Source organism: Streptomyces sp. CB02959 (assembly GCF_002803155.1).
GTDB lineage: Bacteria > Actinomycetota > Actinomycetes > Streptomycetales > Streptomycetaceae > Streptomyces.
Genome location: NZ_NNBP01000005.1, coordinates 229,965 through 248,422 on the forward strand (window position 1 = coordinate 229,965; position 18,458 = coordinate 248,422).

16 protein-coding genes and 1 riboswitch are annotated in these 18,458 nt (G+C 72.7%); of the genes, 5 read left to right on the top strand and 11 right to left on the bottom strand.

Annotated features, from left to right (window positions below; all coding sequences use genetic code 11):
* Positions 1-109: 109 nt before the first annotated feature.
* The 3 genes from proP to CG747_RS10885 form a co-directional block, all read right to left on the bottom strand.
* Positions 110-1,591: a glycine betaine/L-proline transporter ProP gene (gene proP / locus CG747_RS10875; protein WP_100601463.1), complete on the bottom strand. Its 1,482-nt coding sequence runs from the start codon at positions 1,589-1,591 to the stop codon at positions 110-112.
* A gap of 469 nt (positions 1,592-2,060) precedes the next feature.
* Entirely contained in the window at positions 2,061-3,095 is a 1,035-nt protein-coding gene (locus tag CG747_RS10880) for a CU044_5270 family protein (RefSeq protein ID WP_100601464.1), read from the bottom strand.
* Positions 3,088-3,627, bottom strand: coding sequence for an RNA polymerase sigma factor (locus CG747_RS10885; protein WP_100601465.1), 540 nt, complete (start codon positions 3,625-3,627; stop codon positions 3,088-3,090). The genes CG747_RS10880 and CG747_RS10885 overlap by 8 nt, the downstream gene beginning before the upstream one ends.
* Positions 3,628-3,754: 127 nt before the next feature.
* On the opposite strand from CG747_RS10885, the gene ctaD reads away from it, so the two are divergent.
* Positions 3,755-5,428 carry a cytochrome c oxidase subunit I gene (ctaD, locus tag CG747_RS10890; RefSeq protein ID WP_100601466.1) on the top strand — a complete coding sequence of 558 codons (1,674 nt, stop codon included), beginning with the start codon at positions 3,755-3,757 and terminating at the stop codon, positions 5,426-5,428.
* A gap of 10 nt (positions 5,429-5,438) precedes the next feature.
* A complete protein-coding gene (locus CG747_RS10895; RefSeq protein WP_100601467.1) occupies positions 5,439-5,813 on the top strand; it encodes a hypothetical protein in 375 nt (124 codons plus the stop codon).
* Here CG747_RS10895 and CG747_RS10900 read toward each other — a convergent pair.
* Entirely contained in the window at positions 5,785-7,017 is a 1,233-nt protein-coding gene (locus CG747_RS10900) for a cytochrome P450 (protein WP_100601468.1), read from the bottom strand. The genes CG747_RS10895 and CG747_RS10900 overlap by 29 nt on opposite strands.
* A 275-nt stretch (positions 7,018-7,292) precedes the next feature.
* Here CG747_RS10900 and CG747_RS10905 point away from each other — a divergent pair, with 275 nt between their 5' ends.
* Complete coding sequence (locus CG747_RS10905; RefSeq protein ID WP_100601469.1) at positions 7,293-8,462, top strand: steroid 3-ketoacyl-CoA thiolase; 1,170 nt, start codon at positions 7,293-7,295, stop codon at positions 8,460-8,462.
* 15 nt (positions 8,463-8,477) lie between these two features.
* Here the strand turns inward: CG747_RS10905 and CG747_RS10910 are convergent, their stop codons facing one another.
* The 6 genes from CG747_RS10910 to CG747_RS10935 all read right to left on the bottom strand — a co-directional run bounded on the left by CG747_RS10910 (position 8,478) and on the right by CG747_RS10935 (position 15,726).
* On the bottom strand, positions 8,478-9,335 hold the full coding sequence (locus tag CG747_RS10910) for an ECF transporter S component (RefSeq protein WP_100601470.1): 858 nt from the start codon (positions 9,333-9,335) through the stop codon (positions 8,478-8,480).
* Positions 9,332-10,957, bottom strand: coding sequence for an ABC transporter ATP-binding protein (locus tag CG747_RS10915; RefSeq protein ID WP_100601471.1), 1,626 nt, complete (start codon positions 10,955-10,957; stop codon positions 9,332-9,334). Before CG747_RS10915 ends, CG747_RS10910 begins: the two co-directional genes overlap by 4 nt.
* The gene (locus CG747_RS10920) at positions 10,954-12,192 is read right to left on the bottom strand and encodes a CbiQ family ECF transporter T component (RefSeq protein ID WP_308303770.1); all 1,239 of its coding nucleotides are present in this window, start codon (positions 12,190-12,192) and stop codon (positions 10,954-10,956) included. The genes CG747_RS10915 and CG747_RS10920 overlap by 4 nt, the downstream gene beginning before the upstream one ends.
* On the bottom strand, positions 12,189-12,863 hold the full coding sequence (locus tag CG747_RS10925; protein WP_100601473.1) for an SCO2322 family protein: 675 nt from the start codon (positions 12,861-12,863) through the stop codon (positions 12,189-12,191). Before CG747_RS10925 ends, CG747_RS10920 begins: the two co-directional genes overlap by 4 nt.
* Positions 12,863-14,197 carry a prenyltransferase/squalene oxidase repeat-containing protein gene (locus CG747_RS10930; protein ID WP_100601594.1) on the bottom strand — a complete coding sequence of 445 codons (1,335 nt, stop codon included), beginning with the start codon at positions 14,195-14,197 and terminating at the stop codon, positions 12,863-12,865. The genes CG747_RS10925 and CG747_RS10930 overlap by 1 nt, the downstream gene beginning before the upstream one ends.
* Positions 14,198-14,418: 221 nt before the next feature.
* Positions 14,419-14,549, bottom strand: a riboswitch (cobalamin riboswitch).
* Between the two features lie 97 nt (positions 14,550-14,646).
* On the bottom strand, positions 14,647-15,726 hold the full coding sequence (locus CG747_RS10935) for an MBL fold metallo-hydrolase (RefSeq protein WP_100601474.1): 1,080 nt from the start codon (positions 15,724-15,726) through the stop codon (positions 14,647-14,649).
* A gap of 226 nt (positions 15,727-15,952) precedes the next feature.
* On the opposite strand from CG747_RS10935, the gene CG747_RS10940 reads away from it, so the two are divergent.
* Both CG747_RS10940 and CG747_RS10945 read left to right on the top strand, forming a co-directional pair.
* Positions 15,953-17,404, top strand: a complete 1,452-nt coding sequence (locus tag CG747_RS10940; RefSeq protein ID WP_100601475.1) for an aldehyde dehydrogenase — start codon at positions 15,953-15,955, stop codon at positions 17,402-17,404.
* The gene (locus tag CG747_RS10945; protein ID WP_100601476.1) at positions 17,404-17,637 is read left to right on the top strand and encodes a ferredoxin; all 234 of its coding nucleotides are present in this window, start codon (positions 17,404-17,406) and stop codon (positions 17,635-17,637) included. Before CG747_RS10940 ends, CG747_RS10945 begins: the two co-directional genes overlap by 1 nt.
* Before the next feature lie 97 nt (positions 17,638-17,734).
* Here CG747_RS10945 and CG747_RS10950 read toward each other — a convergent pair whose 3' ends face one another.
* The gene (locus CG747_RS10950) at positions 17,735-18,430 is read right to left on the bottom strand and encodes a TetR family transcriptional regulator (RefSeq protein ID WP_100601477.1); all 696 of its coding nucleotides are present in this window, start codon (positions 18,428-18,430) and stop codon (positions 17,735-17,737) included.
* Positions 18,431-18,458: the final 28 nt, after the last annotated feature.

Genomic DNA, 18,458 nt, shown 5'->3' on the forward strand with positions numbered 1-18,458 from the left:
GGCGGTGTCACCGGTTCCCCTTTTTCGGCCCGCTGCCCCGTATGGCGGACGGCCGGTCGCCGGGCCCCAGGGGGTCCGGCGACCGGACGTCGCGCGGGTCGGGTGCGGCTCAGCGGGCCGCGGCCGCCGCGGTCAGCTCCCGGGCCTCGGCCTCGGTCTCCACCGCCGGCGGGGAGCCGGGCAGCGGCTTGCGGGCGGTCTCCGGCATCAGTGCGACCGCGACGATGCCGATCACGGCGGCCGCCATCATGTAGTAGGCGGGCAGCATCTTGTTGCCGGTCGCGCCGATGAGGGCGGTGACCACCAGCGGCGTCGTGCCGCCGAAGAGCGACACCGAGATGTTGAAGCCGATCGACAGCGAGCCGTAGCGCACCTTGGTCGGGAAGAGCGCGGGCAGCGCGGAGGGCATAGCGGCGGTGAAGCACACCAGCAGCAGGCCGAGGACGCCGGTGCCCACCGCGATGGCGGCCAGCGAGCCCTGACGGATCAGCAGCAGCGCGGGCACCGACAGCACCAGGAAGCCCACGCAGCCGGTGGCGATGATCGGGCGGCGGCCGAACCGGTCGGACAGCTTGCCCACGAACGGCTGGACGCACATCATCGCGACCATGACGGCGAGGATGACCATCAGGCCGTGCGTCTCGTCGTACTTCAGCTCCGAGGTGAAGTAGCTCGGCAGGTACGACAGCAGCATGTAGTCGGTGACGTTGAAGACCAGGACCAGGCCGACGCAGAGCAGCATCGCCCGCCATTGGCCGAAGATCATCTGGCGCAGGCCGATCCGCTTCTCGGCCTCGCGGCGCGCCTTCTCCTTGGCCTGCGCCTCCTTCTCCAACCGGGCGAAGGCCGGGGTCTCTTCGAGCCGCATCCGCAGGTAGAGGCCGATGATGCCCATCGGGCCGGCGATCAGGAACGGGATCCGCCAGCCCCACGAGTGGAGGGCGTCGGTGGACAGCAGCGCGGTGATCAGGGTGACCAGGCCGGCGCCGCCGACGTATCCGGCGAGGGTGCCGAACTCCAGCCAGCTGCCGAGGAATCCGCGCTTCTTGTCGGGCGCGTACTCGGCGATGAAGGTGGAGGCGCCGCCGTACTCACCGCCGGTGGAGAAGCCCTGCACCAGGCGGGCCAGGAGCAGCAGGATCGGTGCGCCGACGCCGATCGTGGCGTAGGAGGGGATCAGGCCGATGGCGAAGGTGCCCGCGGCCATCATGATCATGGTGATGGCGAGGACCTTCTGGCGGCCGATGCGGTCGCCGAGCGGGCCGAAGAACATCCCGCCGAGCGGGCGCACCAGGAAGGCCGCGGCGAACGTGCCGAAGGTCGACAGCAGCTGCGCGGTCGGGTTCCCGGACGGGAAGAAGACGTGGCCGAGGGTGACCGCGATGTAGCTGTAGACGCCGAAGTCGAACCACTCCATCGCATTGCCGAGGGCGGCCGCCGATACCGCGCGCTTGACCATCGCGGGCTCGACGACGGTGACCTCGCCGGGTGTCTGCTGCCCGGGGGCCGTCTGCCGCGGCTCGGGGGCGGCGTCGGCGCTTCTGCCGACGCCCGTACGGGGTCCGGTTGCGAGGGGGGACTGCGTCGGCACGTGTTCGCTCGCCTGCGCTCTCTGGGACGACTACAAGGACATGCCCCGCCATGGCGTGGAGGGGCAAAGGACGACCATAGGGGCAGACCGGGTCATCACGGACGGTGTGCGGATGGCTGCACAGTCGCTCGCCTACCCGCTCCATACTGGGTAAACGTGCATCCGTGAACTTTTTTGCGGACCCTCCTTTTGTGATCCATCTCGCGGGGATCGACCGCAACCGCAGGTGAATTGTGGTCTGGGTCACGCAAGAATGGACGCTCCGGCGCGTGTTCGTTCGCATACGGAAACGGCGCGGCGGTGCGCCGGGCACCACCGCGCCGAAGGATCGTCGCGTCCCTCCAGGATCGGCCACCGGCCGTTGCCCCGCCACTCGGGCGGCTACGCACCGCGACCGGACCGCTGTGTGCGCCCGCCCTCGGCACTCCGCCCCCCGGTGGGCGTTCTCCGGCGCCCCCGCACGGAGGCGTCACGGCATCCACGCCTCGTAGGACATCACCTGGCCCGCGGTGATCCGGAAGTCGGGCAGGTCCTTGGTGAAGGTGATCTCCGTGCCCAGGAGTCGGCCGGTGCGCGGGTCGAGGATCACCATCTGCCGGGTGGCGTCCATCGCGCCGTCGGGCCCGTCGTGCACGAACGCCTGCCCGCGACGGCCCAGTCGGTCGGTGACCGCGCCGGCCGGCCGCAGGCCCTCGGTGTCCGCCAGCATCCGCACGATCGCCGCGGTCTCCCGCGGCCCCGGCGTCCACTCCTGGCGGTACGAGGAGAGCGCCATCAGCAGTTGCGGGACGGCCGACGCGTCGGTGCCGTCGCTGTCGGCCGCACCGTAGAGGGAGGTGAGCAGCGCCCGCAGCGCCGTGGGGTCGGTGGGCGGCTTCGTCCGGGCGGCGAGCCCGTCGTGCCGGGCGCCCGAACCCGCCGGGTAGGACGCGCGGTGCAGCACCTTCCCGTCGCTGACGGTCCGCCAGCGGCCGTCGTCGTCGTGGATGACCGGGCGGCCCGGGTGCCGCGGGTCGGTGGCCACGACCAGTTCGGAGCCGCTGCCGTCGGCGTTCCACCGGGTGATGCGCTCCTCGGGGACGGTCACCGGGGACGCCGCGTCCGGGCCCGTCCCCATGGACAGGCTCCAGCTCTGGAGGTGGCTGCCGCGCCGCGGCCCGTCCTGGGGGCCGGCCGTCCGGGCCCGCGCCTCCGCGATGCGGGCCAGCCCGTCCAGGGAGAGCGCGGCACCGGTGCCGGCGGTGTGCGGGACGAGCGCGGCGGGCGCCGCGACGGCCGGGCTGCTGCCGGCGTCGGTGAGGGTGAAGGCGAGCACCGCGACCAGTGCCAGCACGGCCGCCTCGGCGCGCAGCACCAGCCGGCGGCGGGCCCGCCGGGTGCGGGTCAGGTGCAGCAGGCGGTTCAGGCCGCGCTCCGCGGTGGCGTCCAACGGGCGGTCCCGCCAGCGGCCTTCACCGGCCGGTACCGGGTTGGCCGCCCGCAGCAGCTCCAGTTCGTCACGCATTGCCGTCGCCTCCTGCTCGTACGGACACGGTGGTCCGGGTGCGGTCGATCTCGGTGCGGAGGCGGCGCCGGGCCCGGTGCAGCCGCATGGCCGCCGCGCTCCGGCCGCAGCCGAGGGCCACCGCCAGCTCCTCGACGGTCAGTTCCTCCCAGGAGGTCAGCCGCAGCACCTCCTGGTCGCCGGCGGACAGCCGGGTCAGCGCCTCGTGCACCCAGGAGCCGGGCCGCTCGGCGTCCGGACTCGCAACGGTCTGCCGGCCGTGCGCCGCCTCGTGGTTGCCGAGCCGGTTCAGCAGCCGCCGGTAGCGGCCGATCCCGCGCACCGTATTGGCCAGGCAGTTCCGGGCCACCCCGTACAGCCAGGGGAGCGGCGCGTCGGGGAGTTCGGCCCGGCGCCGCCACGCTATGGAGAAGACGTCCGCCACCACCTCCTCGACCTCGTGTGCCGGGGCGTCCAACCGCCGCGCCACGAAGCGGCTGACCGCCCAGTAGTGCGCGCGATAGGCCTCGGCGAAGGCGTCGTCCGTGCTCATGAACCCCCTGTGTCCGGCATCGCCCCGATCTTCACACCCCGGTGGGGTGAGACTTCACACCCCTTCGGGACGGCCGTCGCGGCCCGCCGGCGGTGACGTTCCACGGCGAGGCGGACACCTACGGGGCATGAAGCTCCCCGCACTGTCGTCACCGGCGGCCGGGTCCGCCGCGCAACCGCCCGGCGCGGCGCGGTCCGCCGCGCCGCGGAACCCGGTGAAGTGGCTGACGACCACCGACCACAAGACCATCGGCACGCTCTACCTGGTGACCGCCTTCGCCTTCTTCTGCCTCGGCGGTCTGCTGGCGCTGCTGATGCGCGCCGAACTCGCCCGGCCCGGCCACCAGTTGCTGTCGAACGACCAGTTCAACCAGGCGTTCACGATGCACGGCACGATCATGCTGCTGATGTTCGCGACGCCGCTGTTCGCCGGATTCGCGAACTGGATCATGCCGTTGCAGATCGGCGCGCCGGACGTGGCGTTCCCGCGGCTGAACATGCTCGCCTACTGGTTCTACCTCTTCGGGTCGCTGATCGCGGTGGGCGGATTCCTGACGCCGCAAGGGGCGGCGGACTTCGGCTGGTTCGGGTACGTGCCGCTCTCCGACGCCGTGCATTCCCCCGGTGCCGGCGCCGATATGTGGATCATGGGTCTGGCCTTTTCCGGCTTCGGCACGATCCTCGGTTCGGTCAACTTCATCACCACCATCATCTGCATGCGCGCCCCGGGCATGACGATGTTCCGGATGCCGATCTTCACCTGGAACGTGCTGCTGACCGGTGTGCTGGTCCTGCTCGCCTTCCCGGTGCTGGCCGCCGCGCTGTTCGCCCTGGAGGCGGACCGCAAATTCGGCGCGCACATCTTCGACGCGGCCAATGGCGGCGCACTGCTCTGGCAGCACCTCTTCTGGTTCTTCGGCCATCCGGAGGTGTACATCATCGCCCTGCCGTTCTTCGGCATCATTTCCGAGGTCATCCCGGTCTTCTCCCGGAAGCCGATGTTCGGTTACATCGGTCTGATCGCCGCGACGATTTCCATCGCCGGCCTTTCGGTGACGGTGTGGGCGCACCACATGTACGTGACCGGAGGTGTCCTGCTGCCGTTCTTCTCCTTCATGACGTTCCTCATCGCCGTTCCGACCGGTGTGAAGTTCTTCAACTGGATCGGCACGATGTGGAAGGGCTCGCTGTCCTTCGAGACGCCGATGCTCTGGGCGGTCGGCTTCCTGATCACCTTTGTCTTCGGTGGTCTGACCGGCGTCATCCTGGCGTCGCCCCCGATGGACTTCCATATTTCCGACTCGTACTTCGTGGTGGCCCACTTCCACTACGTGGTCTTCGGTACGGTCGTCTTCGCGATGTTCGCCGGCTTCCACTTCTGGTGGCCGAAGTTCACCGGCAAGATGCTCGACGAGCGGCTCGGCAAGATCACGTTCTGGACGCTGTTCATCGGTTTCCACGGCACGTTCCTGGTCCAGCACTGGCTGGGTGCCGAGGGCATGCTGCGCCGCATTCCCGACTATCTCGCCGCCGACGGATTCACCACCCTGAACACGGTTTCGTCCATCTTCTCGTTCCTGCTGGGCATGTCGATCCTGCCGTTCCTCTACAACGTCTGGAAGACCGCCAAGTACGGCGAGAAGATCGAGGTGGACGACCCGTGGGGCTATGGCCGTTCGCTGGAGTGGGTGACGTCCTGTCCGCCGCCGCGGCACAATTTCACGTCTCTGCCGCGTATTCGCTCCGAATCCCCGGCATTCGACCTGCACCACCCGGACATCGCGTCCGCGATCGAGGCGTGAGGACATCCCCATGGCCGAGGAGACAGGCGGGGGAGAGGACCTCCGGACGGCGCGGACCATCCACGAGATCGAGGGCTATCTGCTGTGGGAGGCGGAAAAGGAGCGGGCCCGCGGCCAGGCGGCGGAGTTCTGCGACCGGCTGCCCTGGCTCACCGACTCCCAGCGGGAGGACGTCGTCCGGCACTACTGCCGCGAGCAGCGCGAGATGTCCCGCTCCTATCTGGAGCGCATCGCGGTCCGCAGCGCGTCGCTGCGGACCGAATACGAGAGCGCCTACCGCACGCTGCGGTGCCGCCTGGTGGTGGCGCTGCTGAGCGTCGGCGTCCTGGAGGTGCTCGCCCTGGCGGTGCTCTCCCTCAGCGGTAGTGCACCTGGAGTTCCTTGACCCCGTTGAGCCAGGCGGAGCGCAGCCGTCGCGGGTCGCCGGCCAGGGAGATCCCGGGCACGGCGTCCGCGAGGGCGTTGAAGATCAGGTCGATCTCCAGTACGGCCAGCGACTTGCCCAGGCAGAAGTGCGGGCCGCCGCCGCCGAAGCCCAGGTGGGGGTTGGGGTCGCGGGTGATGTCGAAGACCTCGGGGCGGTCGAAGACCTCGGGGTCGTGGTTGGCGGAGGAGTAGAAGATCCCGACCCGCTGGCCCTTCTTGATCCGCGCGCCGCCCAGTTCGGTGTCCTGGGTGGCGGTGCGCTGGAAGGAGACCACCGGGGTCGCCCACCGCACGATCTCCTCGGCGGCGGTCTCCGGCCGCTCGCGCTTGTAGAGCTCCCACTGGTCGGGGTGGGTGAGGAAGGCGTGCATGCCGTGGGTGATGGCGTTGCGGGTGGTCTCGTTGCCGGCCACCGCCAGCAGCAGCACGAAGAAGCCGAACTCGTCGGAGCCGAGGTTCCCCTCGTGCTCGGCCGCCACCAGCCGGCTGACGATGTCCTGTGCCGGGCACTCCTTGCGGGCCGCGGCGAGGTTCATCGCGTACGAGATCAGCTCCACGGCCGCGTTGGCGCCGACCTCTTCGGTGATGGCGAGTTCCGGGTCGTCGTAGGCGATCATCTTGTTCGACCAGTCGAAGATCCGGGACCGGTCCTCCTGCGGGATGCCGATGAGTTCGGCGATCGCCTGGAGGGGGAGTTCGCAGGCGACGTCGGTGACGAAGTCGCCGGAGCCCTTGTGCCGGGCCTCCTCGACGATGTGCTCGGCCCGGTGGCGCAGCGCCTCCTCCAGGGCGCGGATGGCCCGCGGGGTGAAGCCGCGCTGCACGATCTGCCGGACCCGGGTGTGCTCCGGCGGGTCCATGTTCAGCATGATCAGCTTCTGGACCTCGATCTGGTCGCGGGAGATGCCCTGGTTGAACCGGATGATCGAGGTGTTGAGATTGGCCGAGAAGACCTCCGGTCTGGTGGAGACCTCCTTGACGTCCTGGTGGCGGGTGACGACCCAGTAGCCGTCGTCGTCGAAGCCGGCGAGGCCGTGCGGCTGGGCGTTCCACCACACGGGCGCGGTCTGCCGCAGCCGCGCGAACTCCGGGAGCGGGACCCGGGACTGGTAGACGTCGGGATCGGTGAAGTCGAACCCTTCGGGCAGCGCGGGGCAGTGCATCGGCGACTCCTGGTCGAGCTGACGTCGGACGCCCTGACGGTACCGTCACCCGACAAGGTCTGACGGACCATCAGATGCGGGTCGCGGTGAAGGTAGTAACGAGTTCTACAAGTGGCAAGGGCCACGGCAACACATCTTGCGCACAAGGGCGTTGCAGCCCTCTTGCGCCATACCGGACGGCTCATGAGACTGTTCGCAGAACTAGAACGCGTACTAGTTCTTCCCTCCGTGGGCGTCGGGACGCCCACGGACGCGAGGAGAGGACGAGTTGAGTCATGGCCGCGGAACCCGTCATCGTCGAAGCCGTACGCACCCCCATCGGCAAGCGCGGAGGTGCGCTCGCCAACCTCCACCCCGCCTACCTCCTGGGCGAGACGTACCGCGAACTCCTCGCCCGTACGGGCATCCAGCCCGACTGCGTCGAGCAGATCGTCGGCGGCACCGTCACCCACGCCGGCGAGCAGTCCATGAACCCCGCCCGCAACGCCTGGCTCGCCATGGGCCTCCCCTACGAGACCGCCGCCACCACCGTGGACTGCCAGTGCGGCTCCTCCCAGCAGGCCAACCACATGGTCGCCAACATGATCGCCGGCGGCGTCATCGACATCGGCATCGGCTGCGGCGTCGAGGCGATGTCCCGCGTCCCCCTCGGCAGCGGCTCCAAGCACGGCCCCGGCAAGCCCTGGCCCGAGGAGTGGAACGTCGACCTGCCCAACCAGTTCGAGGCCGCCGAACGGATCGCCCGCCACCGCGGCCTGACCCGCGAGAACGTCGACGCGCTCGGCCTGCTCTCCCAGGAACGCGCGGCCACCGCCTGGGCCGAGGAGCGCTTCAAGCGCGAGACCTTCGCCGTCCAGGTCCCCACCACCGAAGAGGAACAGGCCGCCGGCCACGGCATGTGGCGCCTGGTCGACCGCGACGAAGGACTCCGCGACACCAGCATGGCGGCGCTCGGCGGCCTCAAACCCGTGATGCCCACCGCCGTCCACACCGCCGGCAACTCCTCCCAGATCTCCGACGGCGCCGCCGCCCTGCTGTGGGCCTCCAAGAGGATGGCCCGCGCCCTCCGCCTCAAGCCCAGGGCCCGCATCGTCGCCCAGGCACTGGTCGGCTCCGACCCGCACTTCCACCTCGACGGGCCGATCGACGCCACCCGGGCCGTCCTGGGCAAGGCCGGCATGTCCCTCAAGGACATCGACCTGGTCGAGATCAACGAGGCGTTCGCCTCCGTCGTGCTGTCCTGGGCCCAGGTCTTCGGCCAGGACCTGGAGAAGGTCAACGTCAACGGCGGTGCCATCGCCCTCGGCCACCCCGTCGGCGCCACCGGCGCCCGCCTCCTGGCCACCGCGCTCCACGAACTCGAACGCCGCGACAAGGAGTTCGCCCTGATCACCATGTGCGCGGGCGGGGCACTGGCGACCGCGACGATCATCCAGCGGCTGTAGGGCCGGTCCGGCGGATCAGGGCCGGGCCGGCTCCGAGGGCCTGCCCGGCGGCCCGGCCGGATCCGCGAACGCCACCGGCGCCTCGAACGCCGCCCGCCGCGTCGCCCGGCGCAGCGCCTTCAGCACCGTGCCGCCCAGCGTCGACGTGAGCACGACGGTGACCACCGCCCGCGGCAGATCCCACCCCAGCGACGTGGCCAGGCAGTACGCCAGGTAGCGCGCCAGATTGGCGGCGAGCGGATCACCCGGCACGAACGACACGCCCGACGCCAACCCCCCGATGTACGGCCAGCCCTGGAGGTTCATCACCAGCCCGTAGCCGACCGACGCCACCGCCCCGTACCCCGCCAGCAGCGCCAGCTCCCGGCGGCCGCGCAACCGGTCCGGCCCCGGCAACAGGCCCGCGCCCATCGCCACCCACCCCATCGACAGCATCTGGAACGGCATCCACGGCCCGACCCCGCCGGTCAGCAGCGCCGACGCGAACATCGCCACCGACCCCAGCACGAAACCGAAACCGGGACCCAGCACCCGCCCCGACAGCACCATCAGGAAGAACATCGGCTCGATGCCCGCGGTCCCCGCACCCAGCGGCCGCAGCGCGGCCCCCGCCGCGGCCAGCACACCGAGCATGGCGATCGCCTTCGCGTCCAGACCGGCGTCCGCGACGGTCGCCACCACCACCGCGAGCAACAACGGCAACAGCGCGGCGAACAGCCACGGCGCGTCCTGGGAATGCGCCAACCCCGAACCGGAACCGGCCAACAACGGCCACCCGAAAGCCACCACACCGATCGCCGACACCAGGCACAGCGCGGCCACCGACCGCGGACCGAGCCGGACCGCCCGCACCCGCCGCGCGGCCGCCGTCACGACGGAGCCCCGTCCAGCGCACGGGCCACCTGCGCCACGGTCAGCCACGGCAGCGGCGCCAGCACCTTGGCGACCTGCGGGGCGAACGCGGGGGAGGAGACCACCACGTCCTCGGTCGGACCGTCGGCGACGACCTCGCCGTCCGCCAGGATCACCACCCGGTGCGCCAACTCGGCGGCCAGCTCCACGTCATGGGTGGCCAACACGCACGCCTGCCCCTCGGCCACCAGCCCCCGCACCACCTCGACCAACCGGGCCTTGGCCGCGTAGTCCAGCCCCCGGGTCGGCTCGTCCAGCAACAGCAACGGCGGCCGCGCGGTCAACACCACCGCCAGCGCCAGCGCCAGCCGCTGCCCCTCGGACAGATCCCGCGGATGCGCCGCGTCCCGCACCCCCGGCAGCAGGCGGGCCACCAGCTCCCGGCAACTGCCCTCCGGCGCGCCCGCGTCCCGGTCCGCCGCGACGCACTCGGCCGCCACGGTGTCCGCCGACAGCAGGTCACGCGGTTCCTGCGGCACCAACCCGACCCGGCGGACCAGATCCCGCGGCCGGGTCCGGTGCGGGGCCAGCCCGCCGACCCGCACCGACCCCGACGCCGGCTGGTGCATCCCCACCAGCGTGCGCAGCAACGTCGACTTCCCCGCCCCGTTGCGCCCCATCAAGGCGACCGTCTCGCCCGGCCGGACCGTCAGCCCGACCCCGTGCAGCACCGGGGTACGGTCCCGGTGGACGCCCAGCCCCTCGACCGCGGCGACCGGTTCCGCGTCCGCCGGTGCCGCCGCGGGGCCGGGCGACGGCGCGGCCACCGCCGCCAACCGCTCCCGCAACGGCGCCGCCCTGCGGCGGGCGTCGCGCACCGACAGCGGCAGCGGCGACCAGCCGGCCAGCCGGCCCAGTTCCACCACCGGCGGCCGCACCGGGGACGCGGCCAGCACACCGGCCGGCTCGCCCATCACCGGGGCCGCACCCGGCCCCGGCAGCAGGATCACCTGGTCCGCGTACTGCACCACCCGCTCCAGCCGGTGCTCCGCCATCAGCACCGTCGTCCCCAGGTCGTGGACCAGCCGCTGCAGTACGGCCAGCACCTCCTCCGCGGCCGCCGGGTCCAGCGCCGACGTCGGCTCGTCCAGCACCAGCACCTTCGGGTGGGCGGTCAGCACCGAACCGATCGCCACCCGCTGCATCTGCCCGCCCGACAACGTGCCGATCGCCCGGTCCCGCAGCTCCGCGAGCCCCAGCAGGTCCAGGGTCTCCTCGACCCGTCGGCGCATCACGTCCGGCGCCAGCCCCAGCGACTCCATGCCGTAGGCCAACTCGTCCTCGACGGTGTCGGTGACGAAGTGCGCCAGCGGGTCCTGGCCCACCGTGCCGACCACATCGGCCAGTTCACGCGGCGGATGGGTCCGGGTGTCCCGCCCGTCGACGGTCACCCGGCCGTGCAGGGTGCCGCCGGTGAAGTGCGGCACCAGCCCGCACACCGCGTTCAACAGGGTCGACTTGCCGACCCCGGACGGGCCGACGAGGAGGCACAACTCCCCCTCGGGCACGGTCAGATCGACCCCCTGGACGGCCGGCGCGGCGGCGTCCCCATAGGTGACCGAGACCTGCTCGAAGCGGATCACTGGGTGGGCTCCTTCGTGAACGGACCGGGATCGGAGCGTCGGGCCGACGCGGCAGACGCGGCAGATGCGGCAGACGAGTCAGACATGGCAGACGAGTCAGATGAGGCGGACGAGCCGGACGGGGCGGTCCGGCCGGTCGGCGCGCCGCCCCCGGCCCGCACCGGAACCGGCGCCACCACCGCCGGCACCAGCCCCACCAGCAACGACAACGCCGGCCACAGCGGCAGCACCGGCGCCGCCAACGGCACCGCCGACGGATGCAGCGCCCCCGGCGCGTACCCGTTCGCCGCGATCATCAACGCCGCCACCGCGACCCCCGACCCCGACACCAGCCAGGCCCGCAGCCCCCACGACTCCGGCCGGTAGCGGGTACGGACCGACCTCCGGCCCCCCAGCCACAGCCCGGCCAGCGCCGCCACCAGTCCGACCAGCAACAGCGGCAGCCCGTAACCCCCGCCGGCATCACCCAGCAACCCGTACGACCCCGCACACACCCCGAGCAGCCCGCCCAGCGTCAGCACCGACGTCAACCGCCGCACCGCCGGCGGCACCTGCGCGGTCCGGCCGTACCCCCGGGCGTCCATCGCCGCGGCCAACGCCACCGACCGCTCCAGCGCCCCCTCCAGCACCGGCATCCCGACCTGGAGCAGCGCCTTCACCCCGCGGTCCGGCCGACCGCGCAACCGCCGCGCCGCCCGCAGCCGCTGCACGTCCGCCACCAGATTCGGCGCGAAGGTCATCGCGACCACCACCGCCACCCCCACCTCGTACAGCGCACCGGGCAGCGACTTGAGCAACCGGGCCGGGTTGGCGAGCGCGTTCGCGGCCCCCACGCAGATCAGCAGCACGGCCAGCTTCAGCCCGTCGTACAGCGCGAAGACCATGCCCTCCGCGGTGACCCGGCCGCCCACCCGGACCCCCTGCGCCCAGTCGGGCAGCGGGAGTTCGGGCAACGTCACCAAGGTGTGCGTCCCGGGGATGGGCGAACCCAGCACGAACGCGAAGACCAACCGGATGCCCAGCACCATCAACCCGAGCTTGACGAACGCCCCGTAGGACCGCGCCCACGGCGCATCCGTCCGGCGCACCGCCACGACGTAGCCGGCCACCGCCGCCAGCAGCCCCAGCAGCAGCGGATTGCCGGTCCGGGACGCCGCGGTCGCCAGGCCGAGCGCCCACACCCACCAGGCGCCCGCGTGCAGTGCGGTACTCCGGGTGGCGCGCGGCGCGCTCATCCGCGCCGCCGGCGCGCCTGCCACACGCCGGCCGCGCCCAGCACCACCACGGCCCCGATCCCGCCGACCAGACCGGCCGACGGTCCGCCGCCGGCGTCCTTGCCCGCGGCGCTCGGGGCCTTGGGCGCCGCCGACGACTCCGCCCCGCCACCGGCCACCTGCTCCGCGCAGCCCGACCGCGGATAGCCCGCGATCCCGCACAGCAGCGCATCGGCGTCGTACCGCAGCGGCTTGGCGACCGCGGCCAGCGCCTCGCCCGCCGAGGCGTCCGCCGGGACCTGCGCACAGGCCGTCCGGCCCGCCGGCGGACGCTCACCCGACGGGGCGTCCGCCGCGGTACCGAAGTCGATCACCACGCCGACCCGCTTGGCACCGGCCCGGGCCGGGGTCCGGTCGCAGAGCGCGGCGAAGTCCGGGGCGGTGCGCGGTCCGGCCGCCTTCGCCGAATCGACGCTCACCGTGAAGCGGAACCCCACGACGGCGCCGTCGGCCGGCCGCGCGGTACCGGGCCCCTCCGTGGCGTACCCCCACGAAGCGGCGGCGCCGGCCGCGGCCGGCTTCCCGTCCCAGAACGACCAGTACCGGTACTGCTGCGCCTGCGCGGGCCCGGCGCCCAGACCGGCCACCACCCCCGCCAGCAGCAGCACCCCGGCGGTCCGCCGCGCCCGCATCACAGCCCGGTCTTGTTCTTGTTGCGGCCGCTGATCAGGAAGCCGACACCGGCGCCGATGGCCAGCCCGACGCCGATCACCCACCACATCCCGATGCCGCCGCCGTCGCTGTCCTTGGCGTCCTTGGTGTCGTCGTCCGCGGCCGGCGACGCGGCGCTGTTGCCGGCCGGCGCGGGGCCGGTGGCGTTGAGCGCGGCCACCAGGTCGGTGCCGCCGAAGGACCGCGGGTCGGTGCCGGTGGCGTGCGCGGCGAGGATCAGCTGGGCGTACGCGGCCGGGCCGTGCTGCTTCGCCCAGCCCGCGGCGTTCTTCTCCAGCCAGGCCAGCGGCTGCTGCGCGGCCGCACCGTGCCCGCCGGCCGCCAGCGCGACCACCGCGTCCGCCGTGTTGCCGACGTCGGGCTGCTGCTCGGCGCCCGGCATCGCGGACTTCAGATGCTGCCCACCGGCGTCCAACTGCCCGACCAGCCAGCCGGCGCCGCCGTCCGCGACCGCCGCGCGGGCATCCGCCCCGCTGCCCGACACGCCGCCCTTCGCGCAGTCCAGTGCCTTGACCGGCTGGTCCGCGGCCTTCCCCGCAGGCGCCACGACGAAGCCCTTGCCCAGCGCCGCGGTGATCGCGGCCGCGGTCGCGTCGGCGTTCGGCGCGGCGTTCTTCAGCTGGAAGGTGAACGCCCCGCGTTCGGCCTCCTTCGCGTCGCACCCGAGCTGGAAGCCGAGCAGCGCGTCGTACGGCGACTTGCCGCCCTTCGCCGTCACCGACTCCGGCTTGGCGCCCGTCGCGGCGAGCGCCCCGATCACCACGGCCGTGGAGTTGGCGTCGCTGTCCGCGCCGCCCTCCGCGCCGGGCATCGAACTCCAGCCGCCGTCCGTGTGCTGGACGGACTTCAGCCACCCCACGGCCTTCTGCACCGCCTCGCCGTGCCCGCCGAGCGCGGTCAGCGCCTGGACCGCCGCGGCCGTCTGGTTGGTGTCCCGCATCGTGCCGGCGTCGCACGCCTTGCCCGGATCGGCCCGGAACGCCGTGAACGCGCCGTCGGCGCACTGCTGGCCCGCCAGCCAGTCCACGGCGGACGCCGCCGGGCGCACCCCGACGGTGTGCTGCGCCAGCAGCGCCAGCGACTGCCGCCACACGCCGTCGTACTGCGGATCCGCGCTCCCGTACAGCCCCTTCGGCAGCTTCTGCGGTGACGGCGCCGCCGGGCCGTCGGCGTAGGCGGCCGGGGCCGCGGCACCGGCCAGCACGGCGGCGGTCGCCACGGCGGCCAGCGCCGTGGCGGCGCGGCGCGCTCGGGGGGCGGCGGAGTGCGGCTGCGGCGCAGCCGTGGGGGCCATGCGGGCCATCGGGTGGGTGCCTCTCGGGTCGGTCGGGTCACGGCGGGATGCGGAGCGTCAGCCGCGCTCGGGCGACCGTCCGCCGCACCCCGGGGTGCGGCGCGGTGGCACCGGGCTCAGTTCCGCATACCTCGACGGTGTCGCGCACCGGCCAGCCGCAGAAGCGGGATGGGGGTCCCCCGCTCAAGCGAAGTCGAGAGTGGGGGAGGGTCCGGTGGCGGGAGCCTTGGTCGTGCCCCATCGGGTGCTCCGGCTTACAGGGCCGCGGGGCGGCCTGCTCACGGTTGCGGGTCAGCGCCGGATTTCCACCGGCTTCCCCCGATCGGGTACGGATGAAGTTGTCCCGCACACCTTAACGCCGGGCCCGACGGCGGTGGGGCGCGCATCGGAGTGCGACGGGAGCGCCCCCACCGCGCCCGCCGCCCCGCCCCCGCCCCGCCGGGGCCCGGCTAGACCGCCACGTACCGCACCGGCGCCGAGTCGGCGACCGGCTCGGCGTGCCCCCGTTTGACCAGGTGGCGGAGGTGGGCCTCGGCCTCGGAGACGGCGATGTTCCGGGAGGCGGGCGGGATCTGCTCCCAGGGGCGGTTCCACTGCATGGACGTGGCGAGCTGCCAGGCGGTGAGCGGCTCGTGGAGCAGCGTGCGGAGGTCGGCGAGGCGCTCCTCGTGGTGGGCGATCAGCTCCCGGACGCGGCCGGCCGCGTCCGGGAAGGCGTGCTGGTGCGCCGGCAGCACCTCGGCCGGCGCGAGGCGGGCGATGCGTTCGAGGGAGTCGAGGTAGTCGCCGAGCGGGTCGCCGCGGTCGAGCAGGTCGGCGGCGACGTCGTCGGGGTCCTCGTAGAGGCCGATGTGCGGGGTGATGCCGGGGAGGAGGTGGTCGCCGGAGAAGAGCCGGCCGAAGCCGGTGGGGCGGGTGGCGGCGGGGGCGTCCCGCTGTGCGGGGTGGGCCTCCTCCAGGTGGAGGCAGACGTGGCCGGGCGTGTGGCCCGGTGTCCAGATCGCGCGGATCCGGCGGCCGGGGAGGTCGAGCAGTGCGCCGGGTTCGATGGCCCGGTCGGGCAGTGCGGCCCGCGGCCCGGGGCGTTTCCGGCCGCGCCCGGCGGCGCGGGCGGCCCGCAGGGGCTCCAGGTGGTCGTCGGGCGCCCCGGCCGCGGTGAGTTTGACGAGCAGGTAGTCGAGCCACTGCCCCGGTGCGGCCGCGCGGCTGCGCCGGACCAGCTCGGCGTCGGCGGCGTGCATGGCGATCCAGGCCCCGGAGGTCTCCCGCACCTTGGCGGAGAGCCCGTGGTGGTCGGGGTGGTGGTGGGTGATCACCACGCCGTGGAGGTCGGTGGGGTCGAAGCCGCAGGCGGTGACGCCGGCGGTGAGGGTGTCCCAGGAGTCCGGGTCGTCCCAGCCGGTGTCGATGAGGACCGGGCCGCGGTCGGTCTCCAGGAGGTGGACGAGGGTGTGGCCGAGGGGGTTGTCGGGGATGGGGACGGCGATGCTCCACACCCCGCCCTTGTGGTCGATCACCTGCGGTGCCATGGGTCCCGCCCTCTCCTGTGCCGTTGTCGCCTCAACTATAACTAGAACGCGTTTCATTGACAGAGTGACTGCCCTGCCGGCGGCGGGTGTTGGGATTCGGGTCGCGGCGTGGACTCCGCGGGGTGGAACTGGTATCAGTTCTGGTGGTACGTGATTCTGATGGAGCGTCAGAAATCATCGTCCGTCGAGAGCGTGATCCGTCGAGACCGTCGGGAGGCGGCCAGCTATGAGCGACCTCGTCGAGCACGGAAAGCTCTACATAGGCGGTGAGTTGGTCGATCCGGCCGGGCCGGACACGATCGAGGTCGTCTCGCCGCACACCGAACGGGTCATCGGCCGGGTCCCGCACGCCGCGCGGGCCGATGTCGACCGGGCGGTGGCCGCGGCCCGGGCGTCCTTCGAGTCCGGGGTGTGGGCCGACGCCCCCCTGGACGAGCGGATCGCGGTGGTGACCCGCATCAAGGACGCGTTCGCGGTGCGCAGCGAGGAGTTCGCGCGGGTCATCGGCGCGCAGAACGGGACGCCGGTCACCTCGGGCGTGATGGTGCAGTCGTTGGCCGCGATGCTGGTGTGGGACGCGGCGCTCACCGTGGCACGGGAGTTCACGTTCGAGGAGCGGCGGGCCGGGGTGCTGGGGCCGCTGCTGGTGCGCCGGGAGCCGGTGGGGGTGGTCGCGGCCGTCGTGCCGTGGAACGTCCCGCAGTTCACCGCCGCCGCCAAGCTCGCGCCGGCGCTGCTGGCCGGGTGCTCGGTGGTGCTGAAGGTCTCGCCGGAGACCCCGCTGGACGCGTATCTGCTCGCGGAGATCGTGTCGGAGGCCGGACTGCCGGCGGGGGTGCTGTCGATCCTGCCGGCCGACCGGGAGGTGAGCGAGTACCTCGTCGGGCACCCGGGCGTGGACAAGGTGTCGTTCACCGGATCGGTGGCGGCGGGCAAGCGGGTCATGGAGGTCGCGGCCCGCAACCTCACCCGGGTGACGCTGGAGTTGGGCGGCAAGTCGGCGGCGGTGATCCTGCCGGACGCGGATCTGGACGCGGCGGTGGCCGGGATCATGCCGTTCGCCTGGATGATCAACGGGCAGGCGTGCGTGGCGCAGACCCGGATCCTCGCCCCGCGCAGCCGTTACGACGAGATCGCCGAGCGGTTCGCCGCCGCGGCGGGCGCGCTGACCGTAGGCGACCCGCTGGATCCGGCCACCGAACTCGGGCCGTTGGTCGCCCGCCGCCAGCAGCAGCGTTCGCTGGACTACATCGCGTTGGGGCAGAAGGAAGGCGCCAAGGTGCTGACCGGCGGCGGCCGGCCGAAGGGGCAGCCGACCGGGTGGTACGTCGAACCGACGCTCTTCGGCGAGGTCGACAACGGGATGCGGATCGCCCGGGAGGAGATCTTCGGGCCGGTGATCTGCCTGCTGCCGTACGGGGACGAGGAGGAGGCGGTGCGGATCGCCAACGACTCCGAGTACGGGCTGTCGGGGTCGGTGTGGACGGCGGACACCGAGCACGGCGTCGACCTCGCGCGGCGGGTGCGCACCGGGACGTACTCGGTGAACACCTTCAGCATCGACATGCTCGGGCCGTTCGGCGGCTACAAGAACTCCGGGATCGGGCGGGAGTTCGGGCCCGAGGGGTTCGCCGAGTACCTGGAGCACAAGATGATCCACCTGCCGGCGGGTGCCTGATGGCGGAGCGCTGGCGGGTGGTGGTGGACCGGCGGGTCTGCATCGGTTCCGGGCTGTGTGCCGGGACCGCGCCGGAGCGGTTCCGCCTGGACGCGGCACGGCAGTCGCACCCCGTCGAACCGGAGACGGAGGCCGCGGACGGCGTGCTGGCGGCGGCCGAGGGGTGCCCGGTGGAGGCCATCGCGATCACCGCGGCGGAGGGCGGGGAGGCGGTCTTCCCGCCGGACGAGTGAGCGGGGGCGGGAGCGGGGCCCGTAAGGGGTGGGGCGGTCCGGCCTGTAGGGGGCGGGCGGACCCCTTGCGGGCCTACTACCCGTAGGCGGCGGGCGGTTATGCGGAGGGAGGCCGGCCGTCTTGTGCCCGGCCCGGGGCCGTCAGGTCGATCAGCCGGCAGACCGTCTCGATGTCGATCTTCACCTGGGCGATCGAGGCCCGTCCGGACAGCCAGGTGATCAGCGCCGAGTGCCAGGTGTGCTCGATGACCCGGACCGCGGAGAGCTGCTCGGGGGTGGGCGAGACGGAGGGGCGCGCCAGCTCCTTCGAAGGGTGGTGGTGGGCGACGGGCGGGGCCATGGCGTCCAGGATGATCGCCGTGGTCAGCCGGGAGACGGTGTCCACCTCGGGACTGACCGACCGGTCGGCGAAGGTCAGCGCGCGCACCATCGCGTCCGCCAGGTGCGGTTCGCGCTGGAGGGCGCGGAAGGCCCGCATCAGGGTCTGCGCGACCCGGGCGCCGGGGTCCTCCTCCGACGGGGGGCGCTTGCGCAGCGTCTCGTGCATGTGCTGGAGCTGGTCCTGCATGGTGGCGACCAGCAGGTGCACCTTGGACGGGAAGTAGCGGTAGAGGGTGCCGAGGGCGACGCCGGAGGATTCGGCCACCTCGCGCATCTGGACGGCGTCGAAGCCGCCGCGGCTGGCCAGCCTGGCGCTGGTGTGCAGGATGCGGCGGCGCCGGGCCTCCTGACGCTCGGTCAGGGGAGGACTCGCCGGAAGCGCCGGCCTGGCCGCCTTGGATTCCGTAGTCATGTGTCCCATTCCATGGCTTTCCGTCCGC

What these genes read in the sequence shown, in the direction of transcription:
- CG747_RS10945 (WP_100601476.1), top strand. Translation starts at nt 17,404, where the DNA reads ATGGCGGAGCGCTGGCGGGTGGTGGTGGACCGGCGGGTCTGCATCGGT.
- CG747_RS10925 (WP_100601473.1), bottom strand. Translation starts at nt 12,863, where the DNA reads ATGCGGGCGCGGCGGACCGCCGGGGTGCTGCTGCTGGCGGGGGTGGTG.
- CG747_RS10950 (WP_100601477.1), bottom strand. Translation starts at nt 18,430, where the DNA reads ATGACTACGGAATCCAAGGCGGCCAGGCCGGCGCTTCCGGCGAGTCCT.
- CG747_RS10920 (WP_308303770.1), bottom strand. Translation starts at nt 12,192, where the DNA reads ATGAGCGCGCCGCGCGCCACCCGGAGTACCGCACTGCACGCGGGCGCC.
- CG747_RS10935 (WP_100601474.1), bottom strand. Translation starts at nt 15,726, where the DNA reads ATGGCACCGCAGGTGATCGACCACAAGGGCGGGGTGTGGAGCATCGCC.
- CG747_RS10905 (WP_100601469.1), top strand. Translation starts at nt 7,293, where the DNA reads ATGGCCGCGGAACCCGTCATCGTCGAAGCCGTACGCACCCCCATCGGC.
- CG747_RS10885 (WP_100601465.1), bottom strand. Translation starts at nt 3,627, where the DNA reads ATGAGCACGGACGACGCCTTCGCCGAGGCCTATCGCGCGCACTACTGG.
- CG747_RS10880 (WP_100601464.1), bottom strand. Translation starts at nt 3,095, where the DNA reads ATGCGTGACGAACTGGAGCTGCTGCGGGCGGCCAACCCGGTACCGGCC.
- ctaD (WP_100601466.1), top strand. Translation starts at nt 3,755, where the DNA reads ATGAAGCTCCCCGCACTGTCGTCACCGGCGGCCGGGTCCGCCGCGCAA.
- CG747_RS10930 (WP_100601594.1), bottom strand. Translation starts at nt 14,197, where the DNA reads ATGGCCCCCACGGCTGCGCCGCAGCCGCACTCCGCCGCCCCCCGAGCG.
- CG747_RS10940 (WP_100601475.1), top strand. Translation starts at nt 15,953, where the DNA reads ATGAGCGACCTCGTCGAGCACGGAAAGCTCTACATAGGCGGTGAGTTG.
- CG747_RS10900 (WP_100601468.1), bottom strand. Translation starts at nt 7,017, where the DNA reads ATGCACTGCCCCGCGCTGCCCGAAGGGTTCGACTTCACCGATCCCGAC.
- CG747_RS10895 (WP_100601467.1), top strand. Translation starts at nt 5,439, where the DNA reads ATGGCCGAGGAGACAGGCGGGGGAGAGGACCTCCGGACGGCGCGGACC.